A 20,130-nucleotide genomic window follows, 5' to 3' on the forward strand; every position below is an offset into this window, starting at 1 on the left:
TCCCGCCGATCGGCCCAGACGCTTTGTTCCCTACCCCTCCCACTGCGACCACAGCGCCGCAGCGTCCGCCTTGGCCTTGACCACCGAGGCGTCCTTGACGTGGCCGTAGCCGCGGATGTTCTGCGGGACCGCCGCGATGCGGGCCGCGATCGGCAGGCGTTCGGGCGTGAGCCCGCCGGTCAGGCGGTCAAGGGTGAGTTCGTAGTCGGCGATCAGGCCGCGCTCCATCCTGCGCTCCTCGGTCCCGCCGAACAGGTCGAGCGGCCCGCCACGCAGGCCCTTCATCTTGGCCATGATGGGGAAGGCGTAGTCGAGCATCCACCCGCCGAAAGCCATCTTGCGCGGCCGGCCGTCCTTGTCCTTGGCGCCGATGATCGGCGGAGCCAGCCAGACCTTGGCCTTGCCGCCCTTGAAAGTCCCGGCCAATTCGGCCTTGAAGCGACCGTCCGTATACAGACGGGCGACCTCGTACTCGTCCTTGTACGCCATCAGCTTGTGCAGATTGACCGCCGCCGCGCGGGTCAAGGGCAGGCCCCCAACGGAGTCGGCGCCTTCGCCGCCATCGGCGCCTTCGCCGCCATCGGCGACCTCGGCGGCGCGGACCTTGGCGACCTTGGCGGTGTAGCGATCGGCATAGGCCTGGTTCTGATAGGCCACGAGGTCGGCCGTGCGCTTGGCGATCAGTTCGTCCAGCGACATCGTCTCCGGCGTCGGCACATCGGCGTCGCCCCCCTGCTGGCTTGAGGGCCCCATCGCGGCCGGGTCATGCGCTACGCGGCGACCCAGCTCGAAGGCGGCGAGGTTGGCGTCGTAGTCGACGCCATTCAGCTTGATCGCCCGATAGACCGCGCGGCTGGACAGCGGGATCACCCCGCGCTGCCAGGCGAAGCCGACCATGATCATGTTGGCGAAGATGGCGTCGCCGAACTGGGTCTCGGCCAGGTGCTGGGCCGGACAGGAGTCGAAGGTCTTGACCGCGCCCTTGATACGCCGGGCCATGGCGCTTGAGTCGAACCGCACGTCGCGGCTGGTGACGAAGTCGGCGGTGGGCGCAAAATCGCTGTTGCCGAACGCGCGGGTGCGGTCCTTGGCGTATAGCGACAGGCCCTCCGGCGAGGCCGCCACCAGCATGTCGCAGGCGATCAGCACGTCGGCGCTGGCGGCGGGCACGCGGCCGCCGACCACGGTGTCCTCGGTCTCGCCGATCTTGACGTGGCTGAACACCGAGCCGCCCTTCTGGGCCAGGCCGGTCATGTCCACGACGCTGCCCGCTCGACCGTCGACATGGGCGGCCATGGCCAGGATCGAGGCCACGGTGGTGACGCCCGTGCCGCCCACGCCAGTGAAGATGATCCGCCGCACGCCGTGGAAGTCGCTGAATACCGGTAGCGGCGTGGAATCGGCCGTCAGGGTCGGGGCCTTCTTGGCCTTGGTGCTCTCGGCGCCCTCCAGGGTGATGAACGACGGGCAGAAGCCGTCGACGCAGCTGTAGTCCTGGTTACAGGACGACTGGTTGATCTTGCGCTTGCGGCCGAACTCGGTGTTCAGCGGCTCCACTGACACGCAGTTGGACTTGATCGAGCAGTCGCCGCAGCCCTCGCAGACCAGGGGATTGATGAACACCCGCTGGGTCGCCTTGGCCATGGTCCCGCGCTTGCGGCGACGGCGCTTCTCGGTGGCGCAGGTCTGGTCATAGAGCAGCACCGTGGTGCCCACCGTGTCGCGCAGCATCTTCTGCACGCTCATCAACTCGGACCGCGGGAAGACCTCCACGCCGGGGGCTAGATCCTTGACCCCTTCGTAGCGCTTCAGCTCATCGACCACGATCACCGTCCTGGTGACGCCTTCACTGGCGAGCTGCCGAGTGATCTGAGCAGGGGTGAAGCCGCTTTCGGCCTGCTGCCCTCCGGTCATGGCCACCGCATCGTTGAACAGCAGCTTGTAGGTGATGTTGGCCTTGGCGGCGATCGCGGCCCGGATGGCCAGGGAGCCCGAGTGATTGTAGGTGCCGTCGCCCAGGTTCTGGAAGACGTGCTTCTCGGTGGTGAACGGCGCGGCGCCCACCCAGGTCAGGCCCTCGCCGCCCATGTGGGTGTTGAGGTCGGTCGAGGGATCGTTGAAGCCGGCCATGTAGTGGCAGCCGATCCCGGCCAAGGCCCGCGAGCCCTCGGGCAGCTTGGTCGAAATGTTGTGCGGGCAGCCCGAGCAGAAGAACGGCTTGCGCTGCTGGTCGGCGGCCAGGCTGACAGCGGCGACGCCGGCGGCCGAAACGCGGTTCAGATAGGCCTGGGCCCGCTCCATGTGCGGCCCTTGCGGCAGGCGGTCATAGATGGCCAGGGCGATTTCGGCGACCGACAGCGAGCCCAGCTCCGACAGCAGCGGGTGGCCGTGCTCGTCCAGCTTGCCGATGATCCGGGGACGGGCATGGGCGGGCAGGTCGTAAAGCGCAGCGCGGGCCTGCGGCTCGATCAGCCCGCGCTTGTGCTCGATGACCATCAGGATCTCGAGACCGGCGGCGAAGCTGCGCATGCCCAGCGGCTCCAGCGGCCAGGGCATGCCGACCTTGTAGATCGAGACACCCAGGTCCGACGCTTCCTCGAGGCTCATGCCCATGGCGGTGAAGGCTTCCAGCACGTCCTTATAGGCCTGGCCCTGGCAGACGATGCCGAGGCGGGCCTTGCCGACCCGCACGTGCCCCCCTTTTCCATACAAGCCGCCCAGCACGACCCGGTCGATACGGTTGGCGCGGGCGAAGGCCAGGGCGGCGGGCAGCTTGTGGAGGCGGAGGCGACGCTCCTTCTCCATCGGCTGGTCCTTCAACCGGATCCCCAAGCCGCCGGGCGGCATCGGGAAGTTCTCGGGAATGATGATCTTGTGCCGGTCCAGCGAGACGTCGATGGTCACGCCCGAGTCCATGGTGTCAGCCAGGGCGATCATGCCCGTCCACAGGCCCGAGAACCGCGACATCGAAATGCCCATCAGGCCGTAGTCGAGCACCTCCTGGACGTCGGCCGGTGACAGCACCGGCATCTCGAAGTCCTGGAAGGCGAACTCCGACTGCGACGGCAAGGTCGAGCTCTTGCAGCCATGGTCGTCGCCGGCCACGGCCAGCACGCCGCCCGTGGGGAAGGATCCGGCGAAATTTGCGTGCTTGAAGACGTCGCCGGTGCGATCGACGCCGGGCGCCTTGCCGTACCACATGCCGAAGACCCCATCATGGGTGGCGCCGGGGAACAGGTTGGCCTGCTGGCTGCCCCACACAGCGGTGGCGGCCAGGTCCTCGTTGAGGCCCTCCTTGAAGACCACGTCGTGGGCGGTGAGAAGTCCCGACAGGCGAGCGGCCTGCTGGTCCAATCCCCCCAGGGGCGAGCCGCGATAGCCCGACAGGAAGCCGGCGGTGTTTAGCCCATTGCGGGTGTCGAGACGCTTGCGGTCGAGCAAAACGCGGAGCAGCGCTTGCACGCCAGTGATGAAGGCGCGGCCATCTTCGAGCACATATTTGTCGTCAAGCGTGACTTCCGAGTGCCGCATAGCAAAAATTTTCCTCGTGGGTCTTCTCGCCCGCTCAGCAATATCTTATAGAAGCGGGGAAATTGTTTGCCCAAGGCTTGCCCGACTCAAGGCCGCTTTCGGCACGATCGCCGCGCTAAATGACCTCTGGGGGAGGAATTCTTGTCCGAACAACTCGACGCCGTGGATGCCAAGATCCTCGATCTCATCCAACACGACGCCGGACTGTCTGTCGCGGAGATCGCGGAGCGAGTCGGGCTGTCTTCCAGCCCGTGTTGGCGCCGGATCAAGCGCCTTGAGGACGCGGGCGTCATCCAGCGCCGCGTGACCATCCTGGACCGCGAAAAGCTGGGCCTGGGCTTCGAGGTCTATTGCACCGCCAAGCTCTCGCTGCCGACCAAGGAAAACCTCGAGGTCTTTGAACAGGCCGTCGGCAAGTGGGCCGAGGTGGTGCAGTGCGCCACCGTCACCGGCGCCGCCGACTACGAGCTGCGCATCGTCACCCGCGACATGCGGGCCTTCGACGAGTTCCTGCGCGACAAGCTGCTGTCGCTGGGCCTGGTGTCCAACATCGAGAGCCGGATCGTCATCCGCGGCGTCAAGAACTCCACCGCAGTGCCGCTGGGGCTGGTCAGCCCGTATGTCAGCCCGCTGAGCTGACCGAAAGGCTCGGCAATAGCGAAAATTGCTATATATTGGCATTGCCCCTTGGAGCGACGCCATGAACGTGTCCTTGACAACCGAACTTGAGCGCCGGATCGCCGAGAAGGTGGAGTCCGGCCTCTACACCACCGCTAGCGAGGTCGTACGGGAAGGTCTGCGCCTGCTGTTCTCCGCCGACTCACTTCGAGCCCAGCAACTTGAGCGCTTGAACGCGGACCTTCAGCTCGGCCTCGACCAACTGGATCGAGGCGAAAGCATCACGGGCGAAGAGTTGGCCCGCGAACTGGACGCCCTGCTGAAATCGGCGTGACCGCCTACTCGGTCTCCTCGGCGGCGCGGCAGGATCTGTTGGATATCGTCAGCTATATCGCTGCTCGCGATATTGACGCCGCGACAAAGGTTCGAGACGCCCTGCTGACCGCTTTCGACCGCCTGGCGAGACGCTCAGCCCTGGGCCACGCCCGGCCCGACTTAACCAGGCTTCCCCTAAGGTTTTGGAGCGTCGCCGGTCGCTACAGCGTGGCCTATCGCGGCGATGGCGGGTCCGTGGAGATCGTTCGCGTCTTCGGCCCGGGCAGGGACATCGCCTCGCTTCTGCGCTGAGCTTCACCTCCGATTTCTTCTAGAATCCCCTCGCCTCCCCATTCACACTAACCTCTCCACCACCTCGGAGCCCTCCCATGATCGACCTCGTCATCGACCGGCGCCGCAAGGATCTCGGCGGGTTCGAGGTGGGGCGCGTCCTGCCCTTTCACAGCCGGCGGATGGTGGGGCCGTTCACCTTCTTCGACCACATGGGGCCGGCCCGGTTCGAGCCCGGCTTCCCGCGCAATGTCGATGTCCGGCCGCATCCGCATATCGGCCTGTCGACCCTGACCTATCTGTTCGAGGGCGAGATCACTCACAAGGACAGCATCGGCTCCAATCTGCCGATCCGTCCGGGCGAGGTCAACTGGATGACGGCCGGCAGCGGCATTACCCATTCCGAACGCTTCGAGACCTTGCGCCGCGACGGCGGCGTCATGCACGGCATCCAGGCCTGGGTCGCCCTGCCGGACGGCCAGGAAGAGGTCGATCCCGCCTTCTCGCATCATCCCCGCGACCAGATGCCGGTGTTCGAGGACAAGGGTCTGAAGGCCGCCCTGGTGGCCGGCAAGGCGTTCGGCGCCTCGGCCCAGGTGCCGGTGTTTTCGCCGCTGTTCTACGTGCACTGGGAAATGGCTGCGGGCGCCAAGGCCGGACTGCCGGCCGAATATCCCGAGCGCGCCGCCTATGTGGCCACCGGCAAGGTCGAGGTCGAAGGCCAGACCCTGCACGCCGGGCAGATGGCGGTGTTCAAGCCGGGCGACACCATCGTCTTCGAAGCGCTTGAGCCGTCGACCGTGATGCTGCTGGGCGGCGAGCCGGTCGGCCCGCGTTTCATCGAATGGAACTTCGTCTCCTCGTCCAAGCACCGGATCGAGCAGGCCAAGGCCGACTGGCGCGCCCAGCGCATGAAGCTGCCTGACCTGGACGACCAGGAGTTTACCCCCCTGCCCGAGCCGGTTCCGCCGGCCCAGCCGATGTCCTAAGCCCCGCGACCAAGGTCGGGGACACGCCCAAGGGCATGTCCCCGACCTGCGGCGTCACGATCCCCGTTGAATCTCCCCGCCTCGAGCGCCCATAAGGTCTCCATGACCGATCTCGCGCTCGAAACCTTCGTCCGTGGCCTGCCCAAGGCCGAACTTCACATGCATATCGAGGGCAGCCTCGAACCCGAGCTGATGTTCGAGCTGGCCGCGCGCAACGGCGTCATCCTGCCGTTCAAGACGGTCGAGGAGGTCCGCGCCGCCTACGACTTCTCCAACCTGCAGGACTTCCTGGATATCTATTACCAAGGCGCGGGCGTCCTGCTCACCGAGGCCGATTTCAAGGACCTGGCCCTGGCCTATTTCCGCCGGCTGGCGGCCGATGGCGGCACCCATGCCGAGATCTTCTTCGACCCCCAGACCCACACCGATCGCGGCGTGGCGTTCGGCACGGTGATCGCCGGGCTGACGGCCGGCATGGTCGAGGCCGAGGCGACGCTGGGCATCAGCTCCAAGCTGATCCTCTGCTTCCTGCGCCACCTGGACGAAGCCGCCGCCTTCGCCACCCTGGAAGAGGCCAAGCCCTATCTCGACAAGATCGCCGGGGTTGGCCTGGACTCCTCCGAAGTCGGCCACCCGCCCGCCAAGTTCGCCCGTGTGCTGCAGGCGGCGCGAGACCTGGGCCTCAAGCTGGTGGCGCACGCCGGCGAGGAAGGCCCCCCGGCCTATGTCTGGGAAGCGGTCGATATCATCAAGGTCGACCGCATCGACCATGGCAACCGGGCGCTGGAGGACGACTGCCTGACGGCGCGGCTGGTGCAGGACGGCACGACGCTTACGGTCTGCCCGCTGTCGAACCTGAAGCTGTGCGGGGTTTCGGATCTGAAGCATCACCCGCTGAAGCGAATGCTGGATCTGGGGCTGAAGGCCACGGTCAATTCCGACGATCCGGCCTATTTCGGCGGTTATCTGCTCGAGAACTACATGGCGACGGCAGAAGCCATCGGCCTGACGCGGGATGAGCTGATCACCCTGGCCAAGAACAGCTTCACGGGGTCGTTCCTGGACGAGGCGGAGAAGGCCGAACGGGTGGCGGGAATCGACGCCTATGTGGGATCACACCCACTTGCCCCCACCTGACCGCTTCGCGGTCTGTCCGCCCCCATGGGGGGCGGAGCTCAAAAGCGCGGGGCTCTTCTCCCTCTGGGGGAAGACGATCGCGAAGCGATCCCTAGGGGGCAAGTGTTCGCCGCTAGAGCGCCCGGCGCACCGCGTCCGCCAACTCGTCCAGCTCGGCGATGCCCAGATCCGCGCTGAACGGCAGGCTCAGCACCGAGTTGGCCAACCGATCGGCCACCGGCGTCTCGTCGCGGGCGGCGTGGCCCGGGCCGACGGCGTTGGTGGCGTAGCCCATTTCGGCCAGCTTGGCGGCCACGGAGGGCGCCGCGCCCTCCTGCAGGCTGACGACCCAGGCGTCGGACACCCAGCTCATCCCCCAGCCCGGCTGAAAACCGATCGGCGCGCCCAGGAGCAGCATCCGCAGGCGCTGGGCGGCGGTGGCCAGGCGCAGGCGCTGGCCCGACCAGGCGTCCAGACCCGCGTCACCGGAAAAGGCCGGCGCATCAAGGCGGGCGACGAAATCGGCGTCCTCGCAGGCCACGAACACCCCGCGACCGCCGGGCATGCCGACCACCACGGGAACGGGGGCTTCCATCACCACGTCGAAGCCCTCTGCGGCGTCGACGACGATCGGCAGGCCCGTCTCGATGTGGAACGCGGCCCAGGCCGTCATGTCCGGCGCTCGGCCAAAGGCGCAGGTGGGGACAATGGCCTCGATCGGCGGCGGAGCCTCACCCAGTCGCTCGCGCAGGTGGGCGGGGTCGAACATCCAGCTGTAGGGATCCACATCGACCAGCCACGGCCGGAGACCGGCGGCGGCGATGCCCTGAAGCGTGGCGGCCGAGGCCAGGGCGGGAACGATGCAGACGCCGCCGCGACGCGCGCCGGCGGCGGCCAAGGCGGCGGCCAGGGCGGCGACCCGGGTCGAGACCGCGCGGACGGCGGTCGGACGATCGAATCGGTCGGCCAGCTTGGCGTCCAGGCCCGGCGTCAGGCCCTGGCGCAGCAAATGCTCGACGGCCGCGAAGTCGACGGGCACCCCGCGCTTGACGAGTCGCTCGCGCTTGCTGACCTGGCCCGAGGGCGCGGCTTGGGACTGAGGCTGCATCAGGATTACGTTTCCGACGAATCCGGCTTTGCCACACGGCATCACCTTATGGTTAAGCAAACGTATCGAGTGACTCGGATGATGCGCATGCGGCGCGCCGTCGCGGCATTTTTGGCGCCGGAATCTTTGACCTAGGCAGAAGCCGTCCATTCGTCGCGCAGTTCGCGCTTCAGAACCTTGCCGATATGACTGCGGGGCAAGGATTCCACGAGACGCAGGTCGACCAGTCGCTGGGTCTTGCCCAGCCGAGCATTGACCCAGTCCCTCAACCCCGCCGCGTCGATTCGCGCATCAGGCCTCAGCGCCACGAAGGCCACCGGCGATTCGCCCCAGGCGTCGGACGGCACGCCGACCACCGCGGCCTCGACCACATCCTCGTGCTTGACGATCTGCGCCTCGATGTCGCTGGGATAGATGTTGAAACCGCCGCTGATGATCATGTCCTTCTTGCGATCCATCAGGGTGAGGAAGCCTTCATCGTCGAACCGACCGACGTCGCCGGTCCGAATAAAGCTCCAACCCTCGGGCGAGCGCCAGGTCGCCTCGGCGGTCTTGCCCGGCTGGCCGTGATAGCCGTTCATCATGCCCGCCGAGCGGCCGACGATCTCGCCGACCACGCCCGGGCCAACCTGCACGCCATCCTCGTCGATCAGCCGGATGTCATGGCCGGGCGCTGGGCGGCCGACCGTGTGCAGCTTGTCCGGATGCTCGTGGGCCATCAGGATGCAGGTGCCGCCGCCCTCGGTCATGCCGAAATACTCGACCAGCCCGCCGGGCCAGCGAGCCAGGACCTCCCCCTTCAGCTCGGCGGCGAAGGGCGCGCTGGTGCAGAACTTCAGGCGGGTCGAGGACAGGTCGAAGTCGCTGAAGTCGGGGCGGTCCATCAGCCGGCGGTACTGCACGGGCACCAGCATGGTGTGGGTCATGCGATGATGCTGGGCCAGTTCGAGATATTTGCCGGCGTCGAACTTCTTCATCAGCAACACCGTGCCGCCGCCCGCCAGGGTGGGAAAGAAGCAGACCAGGGTGGTGTTGGAATAGAGCGGCGTCGACAGAAGGGTGACGGTGTCGGACCCGTAGCCCACGGCGTCGCCCCGGAACACGTGCTTCCAGCGCATGGCGTGCGACTGGACGATGCCCTTGGGCGCGCCGGTGGTGCCGCTGGAATAGATGATGTTGAAGGGGTCTTCGGGCGCGATGGTCACGGGCTCTGGCCGGATGCCGTCCGGGGCCAGCCAGGCGTCGAAGGCCTCTCCGAAGTCCGCGCCGTCCAGGGCGATGTAGCGCACGGCGATGGGCGCGGGCTTCTGAGCCTCGGCGACGCCGGCGTCCATGAAGAACAATCGCGCCCCGCAGTCGGCGACCATGCCGGCGATGGCCTCCGGCGTCGAGGACGGGGCCAGGGGCGCGACGGCGACGCCGGCTCGCAGGGCGCCGAGGAACAGCGCCGTGTACGGAATGGATGACAGGGCGCAGACGGCGACGGCCTCGTTTCGGCCGATCCCGTCGCGTTGCAGGGCGGCGGCCACGCGGTCGGCCAGGGCGTCGAACTGGGCGTAGGTCACGGCCTCGCCGGTTTCCAGGATCACGGCCGAGTGGTCGGGATGCTCCTGGGCCCGAAGCCGGAGGATGTCGCCCATCACGCCGTAGTCGGCGGTCATCATGTCGGCGATGGTGTTCATGGAAGTCCTACTCAATGCCCAGGATGGAGACAGGCACATGTGCCTGTCTCCATCGGCTTCGCCGAACGCCTCACGCGTCCTTGAACCCCTTGCCCTCGGCCACCAGCCGTTCCAGCAGGGCCGAAGGCTTGAAGTCGTCGCCCAACTCGGCCTGGAACGCCTTCATCTTGGCCAACACCTTATCGAGCCCCACCAGCTCGCCCCAGAACATCGGGCCGCCGGTATAGACCGGCCAGCCATAGCCGTTGATCCAGACGGTATCGATGTCCGACGCCCGGATCGCCTTGCCCTCTTCCAGGATCTTGGCCCCCTCATTGACCATCGGGTACAGGCACCGCTCCAGGATCTCCTGGTCACTGATCGCGCGACGCTGGATCTGGCGCTTTTCGGCGAAGTCGAGGATCACCTGCTCGACCTCTTTGCTCGGCTTGGCGACGCGGTTCTCGTCGTAGTCGTAGAAGCCCTTGCCGTTCTTCTGGCCGCGGCGGTCCATCTCGCACAGCACTTCGCGCACTGTGGACGAGCTCGACTTGGTCTGGTCCCAGCCGATGTCGAGACCGGCCAGGTCGCTCATGGCGAACGGCCCCATCGGCAGGCCGAAGTCATACAGCACGCGGTCGACGTCCCAGGGCATGGCGCCTTCCAGGATCAGCTTCTGGGCCTCGCGCTGGCGCTGGGCCAGCATGCGATTGCCGACGAAGCCGTGGCAGTTGCCGACCAGCACCGCGACCTTGCCGATCTTCTTGCCGATCTGCATCGAGGTGGCGATCACCGACTTGTCGGTCTTTTCGCCGCGCACGATCTCCAGCAGCTTCATCACATTGGCCGGCGAGAAAAAGTGCAGGCCGATGACGCTTTGCGGCCGCGAGGTCGAGGCGGCGATGACGTCGATGTCGAGATAGGAGGTGTTGGAGGCCAGGATCGCGCCGGGCTTGGCGATCGTGTCCAGCTTGCCGAACACCTCCTTCTTGATCTCCATCAGCTCGAACACCGCCTCGATGATCAGGTCGCAGTCGGCCAGGTCTTCCAGGTGCATGGAGGGTGTCAGCAGGCCCATGCGCTTTTCGACGTCGTCCTGGGTCAGGCGGCCCTTCTTGGCGGTGTTTTCGTAGTTCTTGCGGATCACCCCGACGCCGCGATCCAGATTCTCCTGCTTGGCCTCGATGATCGTCACCGGGATGCCGGCGTTGAGGAAGTTCATCGAGATGCCGCCGCCCATGGTGCCGGCCCCGATCACGCCGACCTTCTTGACCGGGATGATGGCGGTGTCGTCCGGCACGTCGGGGATCTTGTTGGCCTGGCGTTCGGCGAAGAACACGTGGCGCTGGGCGGCCGACTGACTGCCGGTCATCAGCTCCATGAACAGCTTGCGCTCTTCCTTCAGCCCCTCGTCGAAGGGCAGGTTGACGGCCGCCTCGACGGCCTTGATGTTGTTTTCCGGAGCCAGGAAACCGCGGAACTTGCGGGCGTTGGCCTTGCGATATTCGCTGAAGATCTCGGGCTTGCCGCGCGCGGCCTCGACCTTGGCGTTCTGGTCGCGGATGCGGGTCAGGGGCTGGTCCTCGGCCAGCACCACCTTGGCGAAGGCGATGGCTCCGTCGCGTAGAGCGCCTTCCTCGACGATCGAGTCGAACAGGCCCATGGCCAGAGCGGCCTTGGCCGGGATGTGCTGGCCGGTGGTGACCATCTCCAGCGCCTTTTCGACGCCCACCACGCGCGGCAGGCGTTGGGTGCCGCCGGCGCCGGGCAGCAGGCCGATGTTCACCTCGGGCAGGCCAGCCTTGGCCGAGGGCACGGCGACGCGGTAGTGCGCCACCAGCGCCACCTCCAGCCCGCCGCCCAGCACAGTGCCGTGGATCGCGGCGATCACCGGCTTGGGCGAGTTCTCGATGGTGTTCTGAACGTCCTGCAGAGACGGCCCGGTCATGGCCTTGCCGAATTCGGTGATGTCGGCGCCGGCGATGAAGGTCTTGCCCTCGCAGATCAGCACGATGGCCCGGACCGCCGGATCGGCGATCGCCGCCTCGAAACCCTTGGACAGCCCCTCGCGCACCGCCGCCGAAAGGGCGTTGACTGGCGGCGAGTTCAGCGTGACGACGCCGATGTCGCCTTCGACCGAGAAGTCCGTGACGGTGTTGATCGCGGCCATGGCGCTTCCATCCCTGAGCTGGCGTTGCACGTTCTTGAGTTTGAACGGTTGTTTGAAGCGAAACCTGCACAGACCGGGCGGTGAAGTCCAGGGGTCGCGAACGGCGCCGGAAATTTAGGCGCCGGCCGTTGACGGCGCGAAGATCATACTAGAAATTCGAAAATGCCAGTTTCAGTCTGAACATTCGGGCGGTGGGGGATAATCGCCTGGACAAGAGGCCCGCCAACACCAGGCGGCCTTGGACAAATGGTCCGGCTGACAAGGGGCGTACGCACTGACTCGGTTTCCAGGGAGCGACTTGCATGCGTCCCCCATCTTCGAAACCGATCCGGAGCGGACGCGGCGCGCCGACAGGCGTGTCGACTAGGTGAAGCGCACTCGGCGCGGGAGCCCTCTCCCGCGCCGCTTTCTTTCCGGGCTCTGCGCCCTAAGCCGCCGACTCCGTGAAGGCCGCATAGACCAGGGTGCGCAGCTCGCGCCGGATCGGGTAGGCCGAGGACGGGATCAGCTGGGTCATGAACACCACCGCCAGATCCTCGACCGGATCGATCCAGAATGCGGTCGAGGCCATGCCGCCCCAGAAATATTCGCCCAGCGAGCCAAGGTTCCTGGTTCGGGCCTGATCGACGGTCATCGCGAAGCCGAGGCCAAAGCCCAGGCCCTCGAACACCGCTTCGCTGAACAGCGATTGCGACATCTCCGTCAGTTCCTTGCCGCCTGGCAGATGATTGGTGGTCATCAGCTTCAAGGTCTTGGGGCTGACGATCCGGGCGCCGTCCAGTTCGCCGCCGTTCAGCAGCATGCGGCAGAACCGCATGTAATCGTCGGCCGTCGAGACCAGCCCGCCGCCGCCCGACTTGACCGAGGGATCGGTGAGGTAGCGGCTGGTCTCGGGATCGTCCTGCAGCACCACCTCACCCTTGGCGTTGAGGGTGTAGCAGGCGGTAAAACGGTCCTTCTGACTTTCCGGGACGAAGAAACCGGTATCGACCATCTTCAGCGGGTCGAAAATCCGCTCCTTAAGGAACGTCTCGAATGGCTGGCCCGAAATCAGCTGAACCAGATAGCCCAGCACGTCGGTGGCCACCGAATAGTTCCAGGCCTCGCCAGGGCTGAATTCCAGCGGCACGGTTCCCAGCGTCCCGATGAAGTCATTCAGCCCGCCGTCGCTATCGACCCCATCGAGCTTCAGCTTGCGATAGGCCGCGTCGACATTGCTTCGCTGCTGGAAGCCATAGGTCAAACCGGCGGTATGGCGCAGCAGATCGACGATCCGCATGGGCTCGGAGACGGGCTTGGTCTGGAACGCGCCCGCCACGCCAGCCTGGAACACACCCAGGTTTTTCCAGGCCGGGATGTAGCGGTGCACCGGATCGTCAAGCGCGACCTTACCCTCCTCGACCAGCATCATGAAGGCGATCGAGGTGATCGGCTTGGTCATCGAATAGATGCGAAACAGGCTGTCGGCCTTCAGCGGCAAGCCGCGTTCCTTGTCGGCGGAGCCCAGGATCGCGGTATGGGCCAACTGGCCACGACGCCAGACCTGAACGAGAGCGCACGGCAGTTTTCCGGGCGCGATATATTGGTCTTGGATGAAGGCGTCGATGCGCTTCAATCGGTCCGACGACAGACCCACGGCTTCCGGTGTGCTCAACGGCGTATCTCCCACGGCCACCCGAGGCGGGCGGCGTCCACTGTTCTTGAGGCCGATCGAAGAAGCGGTACGTCGAAACGCTAACTTTACCCGATCATGCGCATATCGATTGAAAACTAGGGAATGGGGATGGGCAAGTACTTGCACGACAAGCCGCCCACGCAGATCGAGCAGGCCGCCGCCGATTGGTTCTTCGACAACAGCCTCGACATGTTCGTGGTGATCGAGGAGAGCGCCATCACGCGGGTCAATCCCGCCTGGATCAGGCTGACCGGCTGGACCGCCCAGGAAACCTTGGGCCGCCCCATCCGCGATTTCTTCCACCTGCACGACACCGAGACCATCCAGGCCATTGGGGCCGCCCTGCGCGCACAAGGCCAGGCGCGCTCCGAACACCGCCTGGCCCGCAAGGGCGGCGGATGGCTGTGGGTGCGCTCGCAATCGAAGGCCCTGCCCGGCGAAGCCCTGCTTATCGTGTTCCAGGATTTCAGCGAGGACCGCACGCGTCGCATCGAGCGCCAGCAGGCTGAGCGCGCCAACGAATTGCTCCGCAACGCCGCCGGGGTCTATGTCTGGCGCTTCGATGCTCGCAAGGGCGTCTATGTTTTCGAGCAGGACATCGCCACCCCCTCCTCGCCCCAGGGCGGGGTCCGGATGATGACGATCCAGGAAATGACCACCTCGATCCATGGCGAGGATCGCCAGAGGGTGTGGGACGCCTTCATCCAGACCCTGGCGCAGGGCGACCATCAGGTCCTGACCTACCGCTATCTCGATCCGGCCAACCAGATCTGGGTCTGGATGCGCGCGGCCTGGCGCGGCGTCAAAGGCGCCAGCGCCAACACCTGGGACGTGATCGGCATCAGCCAGAATGTGACAGAACTGGTCGCCGCCCGCGACGCCGCCCTGGACGCCGCCGACGCCAAGTCGCAGTTCCTGGCCAATATGAGCCACGAAATCCGCACCCCAATGAACGGCGTGCTGGGCGTCATGCACCTGCTCAAGCGCGAAAAGCTGTCTGAAGACGGTCGCCTGCTGCTGAACGAGGCCCTGGGCTGCGGCGCCATGCTGTCCGAACTGCTCAACGACATCATCGACTTTTCGAAGATCGAAGCCGGCAAGCTTGAACTCAATCCCGAGCCGATCGACCCCGCCGCCCTGCTGCGCAGCGTCGCCGAGCTGCTGAGGCCCCAGGCCCAGCAACGCGGCCTGACGCTCGATGTCACGGTCGATCCTGGCATTGGATGGGTCAACGCCGACCCCCTGCGGCTGCGCCAAGGGCTGTTCAATCTGCTGGGCAACGCGGTGAAGTTCACCCTGGAAGGCGGCGTTCAGGCGCGGCTGACCTCACGTGAAGCCGCCGACGGCCTGCGTTTGCGCTTCGAGATCGAAGACAGCGGGGTCGGTATCGACGAGGCCGCAGGCGCGGGCCTGTTCGGGCGCTTCAACCAGGCCGACGGCTCGACCACGCGGCGGTTCGGCGGCGCGGGACTGGGCCTGGCCATAACCCGTCGCCTGGCCACCCTGATGGGCGGCGACATTGGCTTCACCAGCCAGCCAGGCCAGGGCTCGACCTTCTGGCTGGAGATCGACGTCGAACGCGCCGTCGAGACCGTCGCGGAGAACGACGAGGTTGAGATTGCTTTGCTGGCCGGCCTGCGGGTGTTGATCGTCGAGGACAACGCCACCAACCGGCTGATCGCCAGTCGCCTGCTGCAGGCCATGGGCGCGGTGGTCGAAACGGCCGAGGACGGCACGGCCGGCGTGGAAGCCGCCAACCGTTCTGGCGCCCAAGGCGGCTACGACCTGATCTTCATGGACATTCAGATGCCCGGCATCGATGGGGTCGAGGCCACGCGGCGAATCCGCGACCTGGGCGGCGCGGCGGCGCGGACGCCGATCGTCGCCATGACCGCCAACGCCATGGCGCACCAGCAGGCGGCCTATCTGGCGGCGGGTATGAACGGCGCCGTCGCCAAGCCGTTGTCGCCCACCGTCCTGGTCCAGACCATCGCCGCCGTCCTGGCCGCCGCGACCCTGACGGAGGCGGATAGCGCACGCCAGGCGACCTGAGGCTTGGAGCGTCCCGCTTCCGCCGTACGCCTGCAATACGGCAGCAAGATCGAGCGCCCATGAAAGCGGCGCCGGAAGGGTCGCGCGCGTCTTGTGACGTCGCTGGGGCTTCCTAAATTGGACTAACCGGTCCAAAAGCCGCGCGCGGTGACCGGCGTTGAGGGGCAAGCACATGGATGACGGTCGGGTCGCGACCCCCGCCACGGAGCGGTACGCGAAGAAGAAGGAGGCGATCCTCGCCGCCGCGACCGCGATCCTCAATCGCCAGGGCGTCAAGGGCATGACCCTGGCCGACGTCGCCGCCAAGGTCGGACTGATCACCACCAGCGTCACCTATTACTACCGCAAGAAGGACGACCTGGCGGCCGCCTGTTTCATGCGCGGGTTGGAACGCTTCGACGCCCTCGTCACCGAGGCCGACCGCGCGCCCGATCGCCGTGGCCGCCTGTTGAAGTTCCTCGAGCTCTATCTCGACCTGAACCGCAGGGTGCGATTGGGGGAGGCCGCGCCTTTGACAAGCTTCACCGAAATGCGGGCCCTGAAGGAGCCTTTGCGCGCCTCGGTGCAGGGCGCGTTCGCCGACCTGTTTCGCCGGGTAAGGCGCTTTTTCGAAGGGCCAGACTTCGAGCATCTCGACAAGCGCGAGCGCAACGCCCGCACTCACCTGCTGCTGGAGCAGATGTTCTGGGCCGGCTCGTGGTTGCGGCGCTACGACGTCGATGATTACGGCCGGGTGCGCGACAAGATGTACGACATCCTGGTCAATGGCTTGGCCCCTCCCAACGAGAAGGGGGAGAGCCGCGACTGGGCGCCCGCCGCCCTGCCCGACCCGACGCCGCAGTCGCCCGACGGCCAGGAATGGCGTGAAACCTTCCTGGTGGCCGCCACCCGCCTGATCAACCAGCGGGGCTATCGCGGGGCTTCGGTCGAAGAGATCTCGGCCCAGCTCAACGTCACCAAGGGTTCGTTCTACCACCACCATGAGGACAAGGACGCCCTGGTGGTGGAGTGTTTCGAGCGCACCTTCGCCGTCACCCGCAAGGCCCAGGCCGACGCCCGGGCCCTTGGCCAGGATGGCTGGGAGCAGGTCGCCGCGGCGACGGCGGCCTTGGTCGAGTATCAGCTATCAGAGCACGGTCCGCTGCTGCGCGCCTCGTCGATGGGGGCGTTGCCGATCGAGATTCGCCACGAGATGTCGCAAGGCTACAACCGTGGCTCGGAGCGGTTCGCGGCGATCATTTCCGATGGGGTGGCGGAGCGCTCGGTGCGGGCGGTCGATCCGATGATCGCGGCCCACATGATCAATTCGATGCTCAACGCGGCGGCCTCGCTGGGCGCCTGGGTGCCCGGCGTCGAACGCGACGAAGCGGCCAGGCTGTTCGCCCGGCCGCTTCTGATGGGACTGTTCACAAAGTAGGAAACCCTCTCCCTCCGGGAGAGGGCGAAAAAGGGTTAGAACTTCTTGCGGATCCCCATCTTGTAGGTCCGTCCCAGGGGGTCGCCCGTGAAGGGGTCATAGCCCAGGTCCAGCCTCGCATAGGACGGATCCTTGTCGAAAACATTGGTGATCGCCGCCGTCAGGGTGGTGTCCCAGGGCAGGAACACCCGATAGGCCAGGTCGGTGAGGATCTGCTTGTCGATCGTCTTGCCGGCGGAGACCGTCACCGGCGCGCCGGTGGTGTCCTTGTAGGCGCCGGTGGCGAACGGCGCGGTGCGCCGGTCGGTGTAGCTGTCGATATAGTGCACCGTGGCCCGCAGGTTATGCGGCCCCATCGACCATTGGGCATAGACGTCGCCCTTCCACTGCGGAATCGGCACGGCGATCGTCTGGTAGTTCAGCTTGCCAACCGCGTCGAAGGCCGGCGAGACCACCACCCCTTCGACAGTCTGCGCCGACACCTTGTATTCGGAGATGTAGGTGGCGTTGGTCCCCAGCGCGACATTGCCGCCCAGCACACCCTCGAACAGGTAGTCGGCCGAGAAGTCGAAGCCCGAATTGCGGATGTCGGGCCCGTTGACATAGTTGGTCCGCAGGCGGGCGATCGACGAGATCGTGTTGCAGTTGGTGTTGTAGGTGAAGCGCGACTGCAGGGCGGCGAAGGCGGCCACGCCGCAGTTGTTGGCTCCCGTCGCCCCGTTCGGATAGAGGGCGCTAACCATGCCGGCCACCGGTTCGGCGACGATCGGCTTTTTGAAATCGAACCGGAAATAGTCGATGCTGGCCTTGAAGGCGCCGGTCTTGAACAGCACGCCGGCGTTATAGGTGTTGGCCTCTTCCGGCTGCAGGTTGGGGTTGCCGTAGATGTCGACGGCGCGGAACACTCCCAGGATGCTCTGCAGCGAGGTGATGGACGAGGTCACCAACTGCGGATCCGGCGGACCGCGGAAGGTGGAGCCAGCCGAGGCGCGGAACGCCATCCACTTGGTCGCCTGCCAGCGGATCGCGGCCTTGGGATTGAAGGTCGAGCCCGTCGCCCCGCCATAGTCCTCGTAGCGGGCCGCCAGCTGCATCTGGACGGACTGGGTGATCGGCAGGCTCAATTCACCAAACCCGGCCATGATGCCGCTCTGCTTGTCAGCCTCGGTGCCCACGCCCAGGAACATGAAGGGCCCGTTGCGCACCGAGCCCGTGCAGTTGGTCACGCCGAAGTCGGGCGTGTTGACGCACGGATTGATCGCCGCGTTGCTGATGTTGTTGTAGTCGGCCTTGAAATAGGTGCGGCGATACTGAACCCCGGCCGCCCAGGCGATGTCGCCGCCCGGCAGGGTGATGTTGGTCTTGCCATTCAGCACCGCCTCGCCGACGAACAGCCGCGACGACTGCTTGGTCGACAGTTTCTGGAAGAACCAGCGGGTCACCTCCTCGCTGTTGGCCAGGGCCGAGTTGTAGGCCGGATTAGCCACGCCGGTGATGGCGTTGCCGGGGATGGCGTTGGCGAAGGGGTTGTAGAACAGACAGCCGCCGACACCAGGCGTGCCTTGGATGCCTGGGGTGGCCGCGTCGGTGTCGCAACGCGAACCGCCCAGGCCGCGCAGGGCCAACTCGAAGCGGTTAACCAGGGTGTCGTAACCCGTGCGGATCCCGACCTCCTGCGAATAGGTCAGGGCGATGTCCCAGCCGATGCCGTTGTCGAACTCGCCTGACAGGTCGCTGGACACCCGGAAGGCGTCATAGGCCCGGGCGCCGATCGAAGGGCCGTAGCCGAAGGCCGGGTTGCCTCCCAGGCCGTACGGGCGGTTGGCGGCGTTGATCGCCCCGCCCGCCAGGATGGTCGAGGGCACGGTGGTCTGGGCGCCGGTCACCAGGCTGGTGGTGGTGATAGTCGGGTTGGCGGCCATGAAGGCGATCAGGCCGGGGTTGTTGGCCGGCACATAATAGCGGCCCGCCAGGGTCGGGGCGGCGGCGGCCTCGGCGGTTGGCACGGCCAGGCCGGCGTAGGACGGCGAAGTGTTCCAGTCGGGTACGTCGGTATGGCTGTACAGCACCTCGGCATGGAACTTGGTCTTGGCCGACAGGTCGGCGTTGACCTCGCCATAGGCCTGGATGGCGTCCTGCTTCTCGACCAGATTGTCGAACGGCGAATAGTGCCAGTAGCAGACCGGCGTCAGGCCGCTGAAGCCCGCAAAGCCCCCCAGGGTCGAGCAACTGGGGTCGCGGAAGCCTGTCGTCGAGGCGGCGGCGGGGATGAAGGTCGAGGGATTGCCCGCCGCCGACCAGCCCGCTTCCGGATTGGTCAGATAGGGCTTGTTAGCCCAGTCGCGATCGGCCACCGACAGCTTCGAGCGGTGTTGCCAACCGATGGAGCCCAGGAAATTGGCGTTGTCCCAGACCTTGCCGTAGGTGACGTTCAGGCCGTAGTCGCCCTTGGAACCGTCGATGAACCGATAGTCGGCGCCGGCTTCCAGGCCATTGAAGTTCTTCTTGGTGATGAAGTTGACGACGCCGGCGATGGCGTCCGAACCGTAGGTGGCCGCCGCGCCGTCCTTCAGCACCTCGATCCTGCCGATGGCGGCGGCGGGGATGATGTTGGTGTCGACGATGCCGGCGCCGGCCGCGGCCAGCGGATTGATCGCCATGCGTCGGCCGTTGAAGAGCACCAGCGTCCTTTGCGAGCCAAGGCCTCGCAGGTTGACCGAGCCTGAACCTTCCGAGCCTTGGGCGCGACTGTCGAACTGGTTGGTGTCGCCCAGCACGCCGTTCGAGACCGGTAGCGCCTTGAGCAATTCGACCGTCGAGGGCGAGCCCTGCTTCTGCAGGTCCTCCGCGCCGATCACATCGACCGGCAGCGAGGCGTCCTCGGGCGTGCCGCGGATGAACGAACCGGTGACGATGATCTCCTCGACCTCGACCGGCCCCTGATCCCTGGATTTGGTCTGGGCATGGGCGGCGCTGCACGCCAAGGCCGTGACGAGCGTCAGGGCCGAAGCCCCCCGCAGGAACGTCGTTCTTTTCATTGTCTTCCCTCCCGAGCTGCTTTTTTTGAACGCAGACATTTTGGGCTTCGGAGAGATCTCAGTCGGCGGCACGCTCCGCGCCGCGCCGATCGGAGGAACGTGGCGCCGCAAAGGCTGCGACGTCGCCGCGAGGACGCGTTTCGAAACTT

13 protein-coding genes are annotated in these 20,130 nt (G+C 66.1%); 7 read left to right on the forward strand and 6 right to left on the reverse strand.

The genetic code is table 11. From position 1 onward, the window contains the following. Window positions 1-30 precede the first annotated feature (30 nt). Window positions 31-3,531 carry an indolepyruvate ferredoxin oxidoreductase family protein gene (locus ACP694_RS19345; RefSeq protein WP_426015196.1) on the reverse strand — a complete coding sequence of 1,167 codons (3,501 nt, stop codon included), beginning with the start codon at window positions 3,529-3,531 and terminating at the stop codon, window positions 31-33. Window positions 3,532-3,672: 141 nt separating this feature from the next. Between ACP694_RS19345 and ACP694_RS19350 the strand changes: the two genes are divergently transcribed. The 5 genes from ACP694_RS19350 to ACP694_RS19370 all read left to right on the forward strand — a co-directional run bounded on the left by ACP694_RS19350 (window position 3,673) and on the right by ACP694_RS19370 (window position 6,881). Next, window positions 3,673-4,170: an Lrp/AsnC family transcriptional regulator gene (locus ACP694_RS19350; protein ID WP_029914476.1), complete on the forward strand. Its 498-nt coding sequence runs from the start codon at window positions 3,673-3,675 to the stop codon at window positions 4,168-4,170. 61 nt (window positions 4,171-4,231) lie between these two features. Then, the gene (locus ACP694_RS19355; protein WP_426015197.1) at window positions 4,232-4,483 is read left to right on the forward strand and encodes a type II toxin-antitoxin system ParD family antitoxin; all 252 of its coding nucleotides are present in this window, start codon (window positions 4,232-4,234) and stop codon (window positions 4,481-4,483) included. Next, window positions 4,480-4,776: a type II toxin-antitoxin system RelE/ParE family toxin gene (locus ACP694_RS19360; RefSeq protein WP_426015199.1), complete on the forward strand. Its 297-nt coding sequence runs from the start codon at window positions 4,480-4,482 to the stop codon at window positions 4,774-4,776. Before ACP694_RS19355 ends, ACP694_RS19360 begins: the two co-directional genes overlap by 4 nt. A 77-nt stretch (window positions 4,777-4,853) precedes the next feature. After that, the gene (locus ACP694_RS19365; RefSeq protein WP_426015202.1) at window positions 4,854-5,744 is read left to right on the forward strand and encodes a pirin family protein; all 891 of its coding nucleotides are present in this window, start codon (window positions 4,854-4,856) and stop codon (window positions 5,742-5,744) included. A gap of 102 nt (window positions 5,745-5,846) precedes the next feature. Next, the gene (locus ACP694_RS19370) at window positions 5,847-6,881 is read left to right on the forward strand and encodes an adenosine deaminase (protein ID WP_426015203.1); all 1,035 of its coding nucleotides are present in this window, start codon (window positions 5,847-5,849) and stop codon (window positions 6,879-6,881) included. A gap of 112 nt (window positions 6,882-6,993) precedes the next feature. Here ACP694_RS19370 and ACP694_RS19375 read toward each other — a convergent pair whose 3' ends face one another. The 4 genes from ACP694_RS19375 to ACP694_RS19390 form a co-directional block, all read right to left on the reverse strand. Beyond that, the gene (locus ACP694_RS19375) at window positions 6,994-7,968 is read right to left on the reverse strand and encodes a DegT/DnrJ/EryC1/StrS family aminotransferase (RefSeq protein WP_426015205.1); all 975 of its coding nucleotides are present in this window, start codon (window positions 7,966-7,968) and stop codon (window positions 6,994-6,996) included. A 131-nt stretch (window positions 7,969-8,099) separates the two neighbouring features. Continuing rightward, window positions 8,100-9,650 carry a class I adenylate-forming enzyme family protein gene (locus ACP694_RS19380; protein WP_426015207.1) on the reverse strand — a complete coding sequence of 517 codons (1,551 nt, stop codon included), beginning with the start codon at window positions 9,648-9,650 and terminating at the stop codon, window positions 8,100-8,102. Window positions 9,651-9,720: 70 nt separating this feature from the next. Beyond that, window positions 9,721-11,799, reverse strand: coding sequence for a 3-hydroxyacyl-CoA dehydrogenase NAD-binding domain-containing protein (locus ACP694_RS19385; RefSeq protein WP_426015209.1), 2,079 nt, complete (start codon window positions 11,797-11,799; stop codon window positions 9,721-9,723). A 427-nt stretch (window positions 11,800-12,226) separates the two neighbouring features. Continuing rightward, on the reverse strand, window positions 12,227-13,453 hold the full coding sequence (locus ACP694_RS19390) for a serine hydrolase domain-containing protein (protein ID WP_426015210.1): 1,227 nt from the start codon (window positions 13,451-13,453) through the stop codon (window positions 12,227-12,229). A 129-nt stretch (window positions 13,454-13,582) separates the two neighbouring features. On the opposite strand from ACP694_RS19390, the gene ACP694_RS19395 reads away from it, so the two are divergent. Both ACP694_RS19395 and ACP694_RS19400 read left to right on the forward strand, forming a co-directional pair. Continuing rightward, window positions 13,583-15,526 (forward strand): ATP-binding protein, encoded by a 1,944-nt coding sequence (locus tag ACP694_RS19395; protein WP_426015212.1) that lies wholly within the window; start codon window positions 13,583-13,585, stop codon window positions 15,524-15,526. Between the two features lie 172 nt (window positions 15,527-15,698). Further along, the gene (locus ACP694_RS19400) at window positions 15,699-16,943 is read left to right on the forward strand and encodes a TetR/AcrR family transcriptional regulator (RefSeq protein WP_426015214.1); all 1,245 of its coding nucleotides are present in this window, start codon (window positions 15,699-15,701) and stop codon (window positions 16,941-16,943) included. A 35-nt stretch (window positions 16,944-16,978) separates the two neighbouring features. Here ACP694_RS19400 and ACP694_RS19405 read toward each other — a convergent pair whose 3' ends face one another. Continuing rightward, entirely contained in the window at window positions 16,979-19,981 is a 3,003-nt protein-coding gene (locus ACP694_RS19405) for a TonB-dependent receptor (RefSeq protein ID WP_426015216.1), read from the reverse strand. Window positions 19,982-20,130 lie beyond the last annotated feature (149 nt).

The sequence above is a fragment of the Caulobacter sp. DWR2-3-1b2 genome (assembly GCF_049896345.1).
Taxonomy (GTDB): domain Bacteria; phylum Pseudomonadota; class Alphaproteobacteria; order Caulobacterales; family Caulobacteraceae; genus Caulobacter.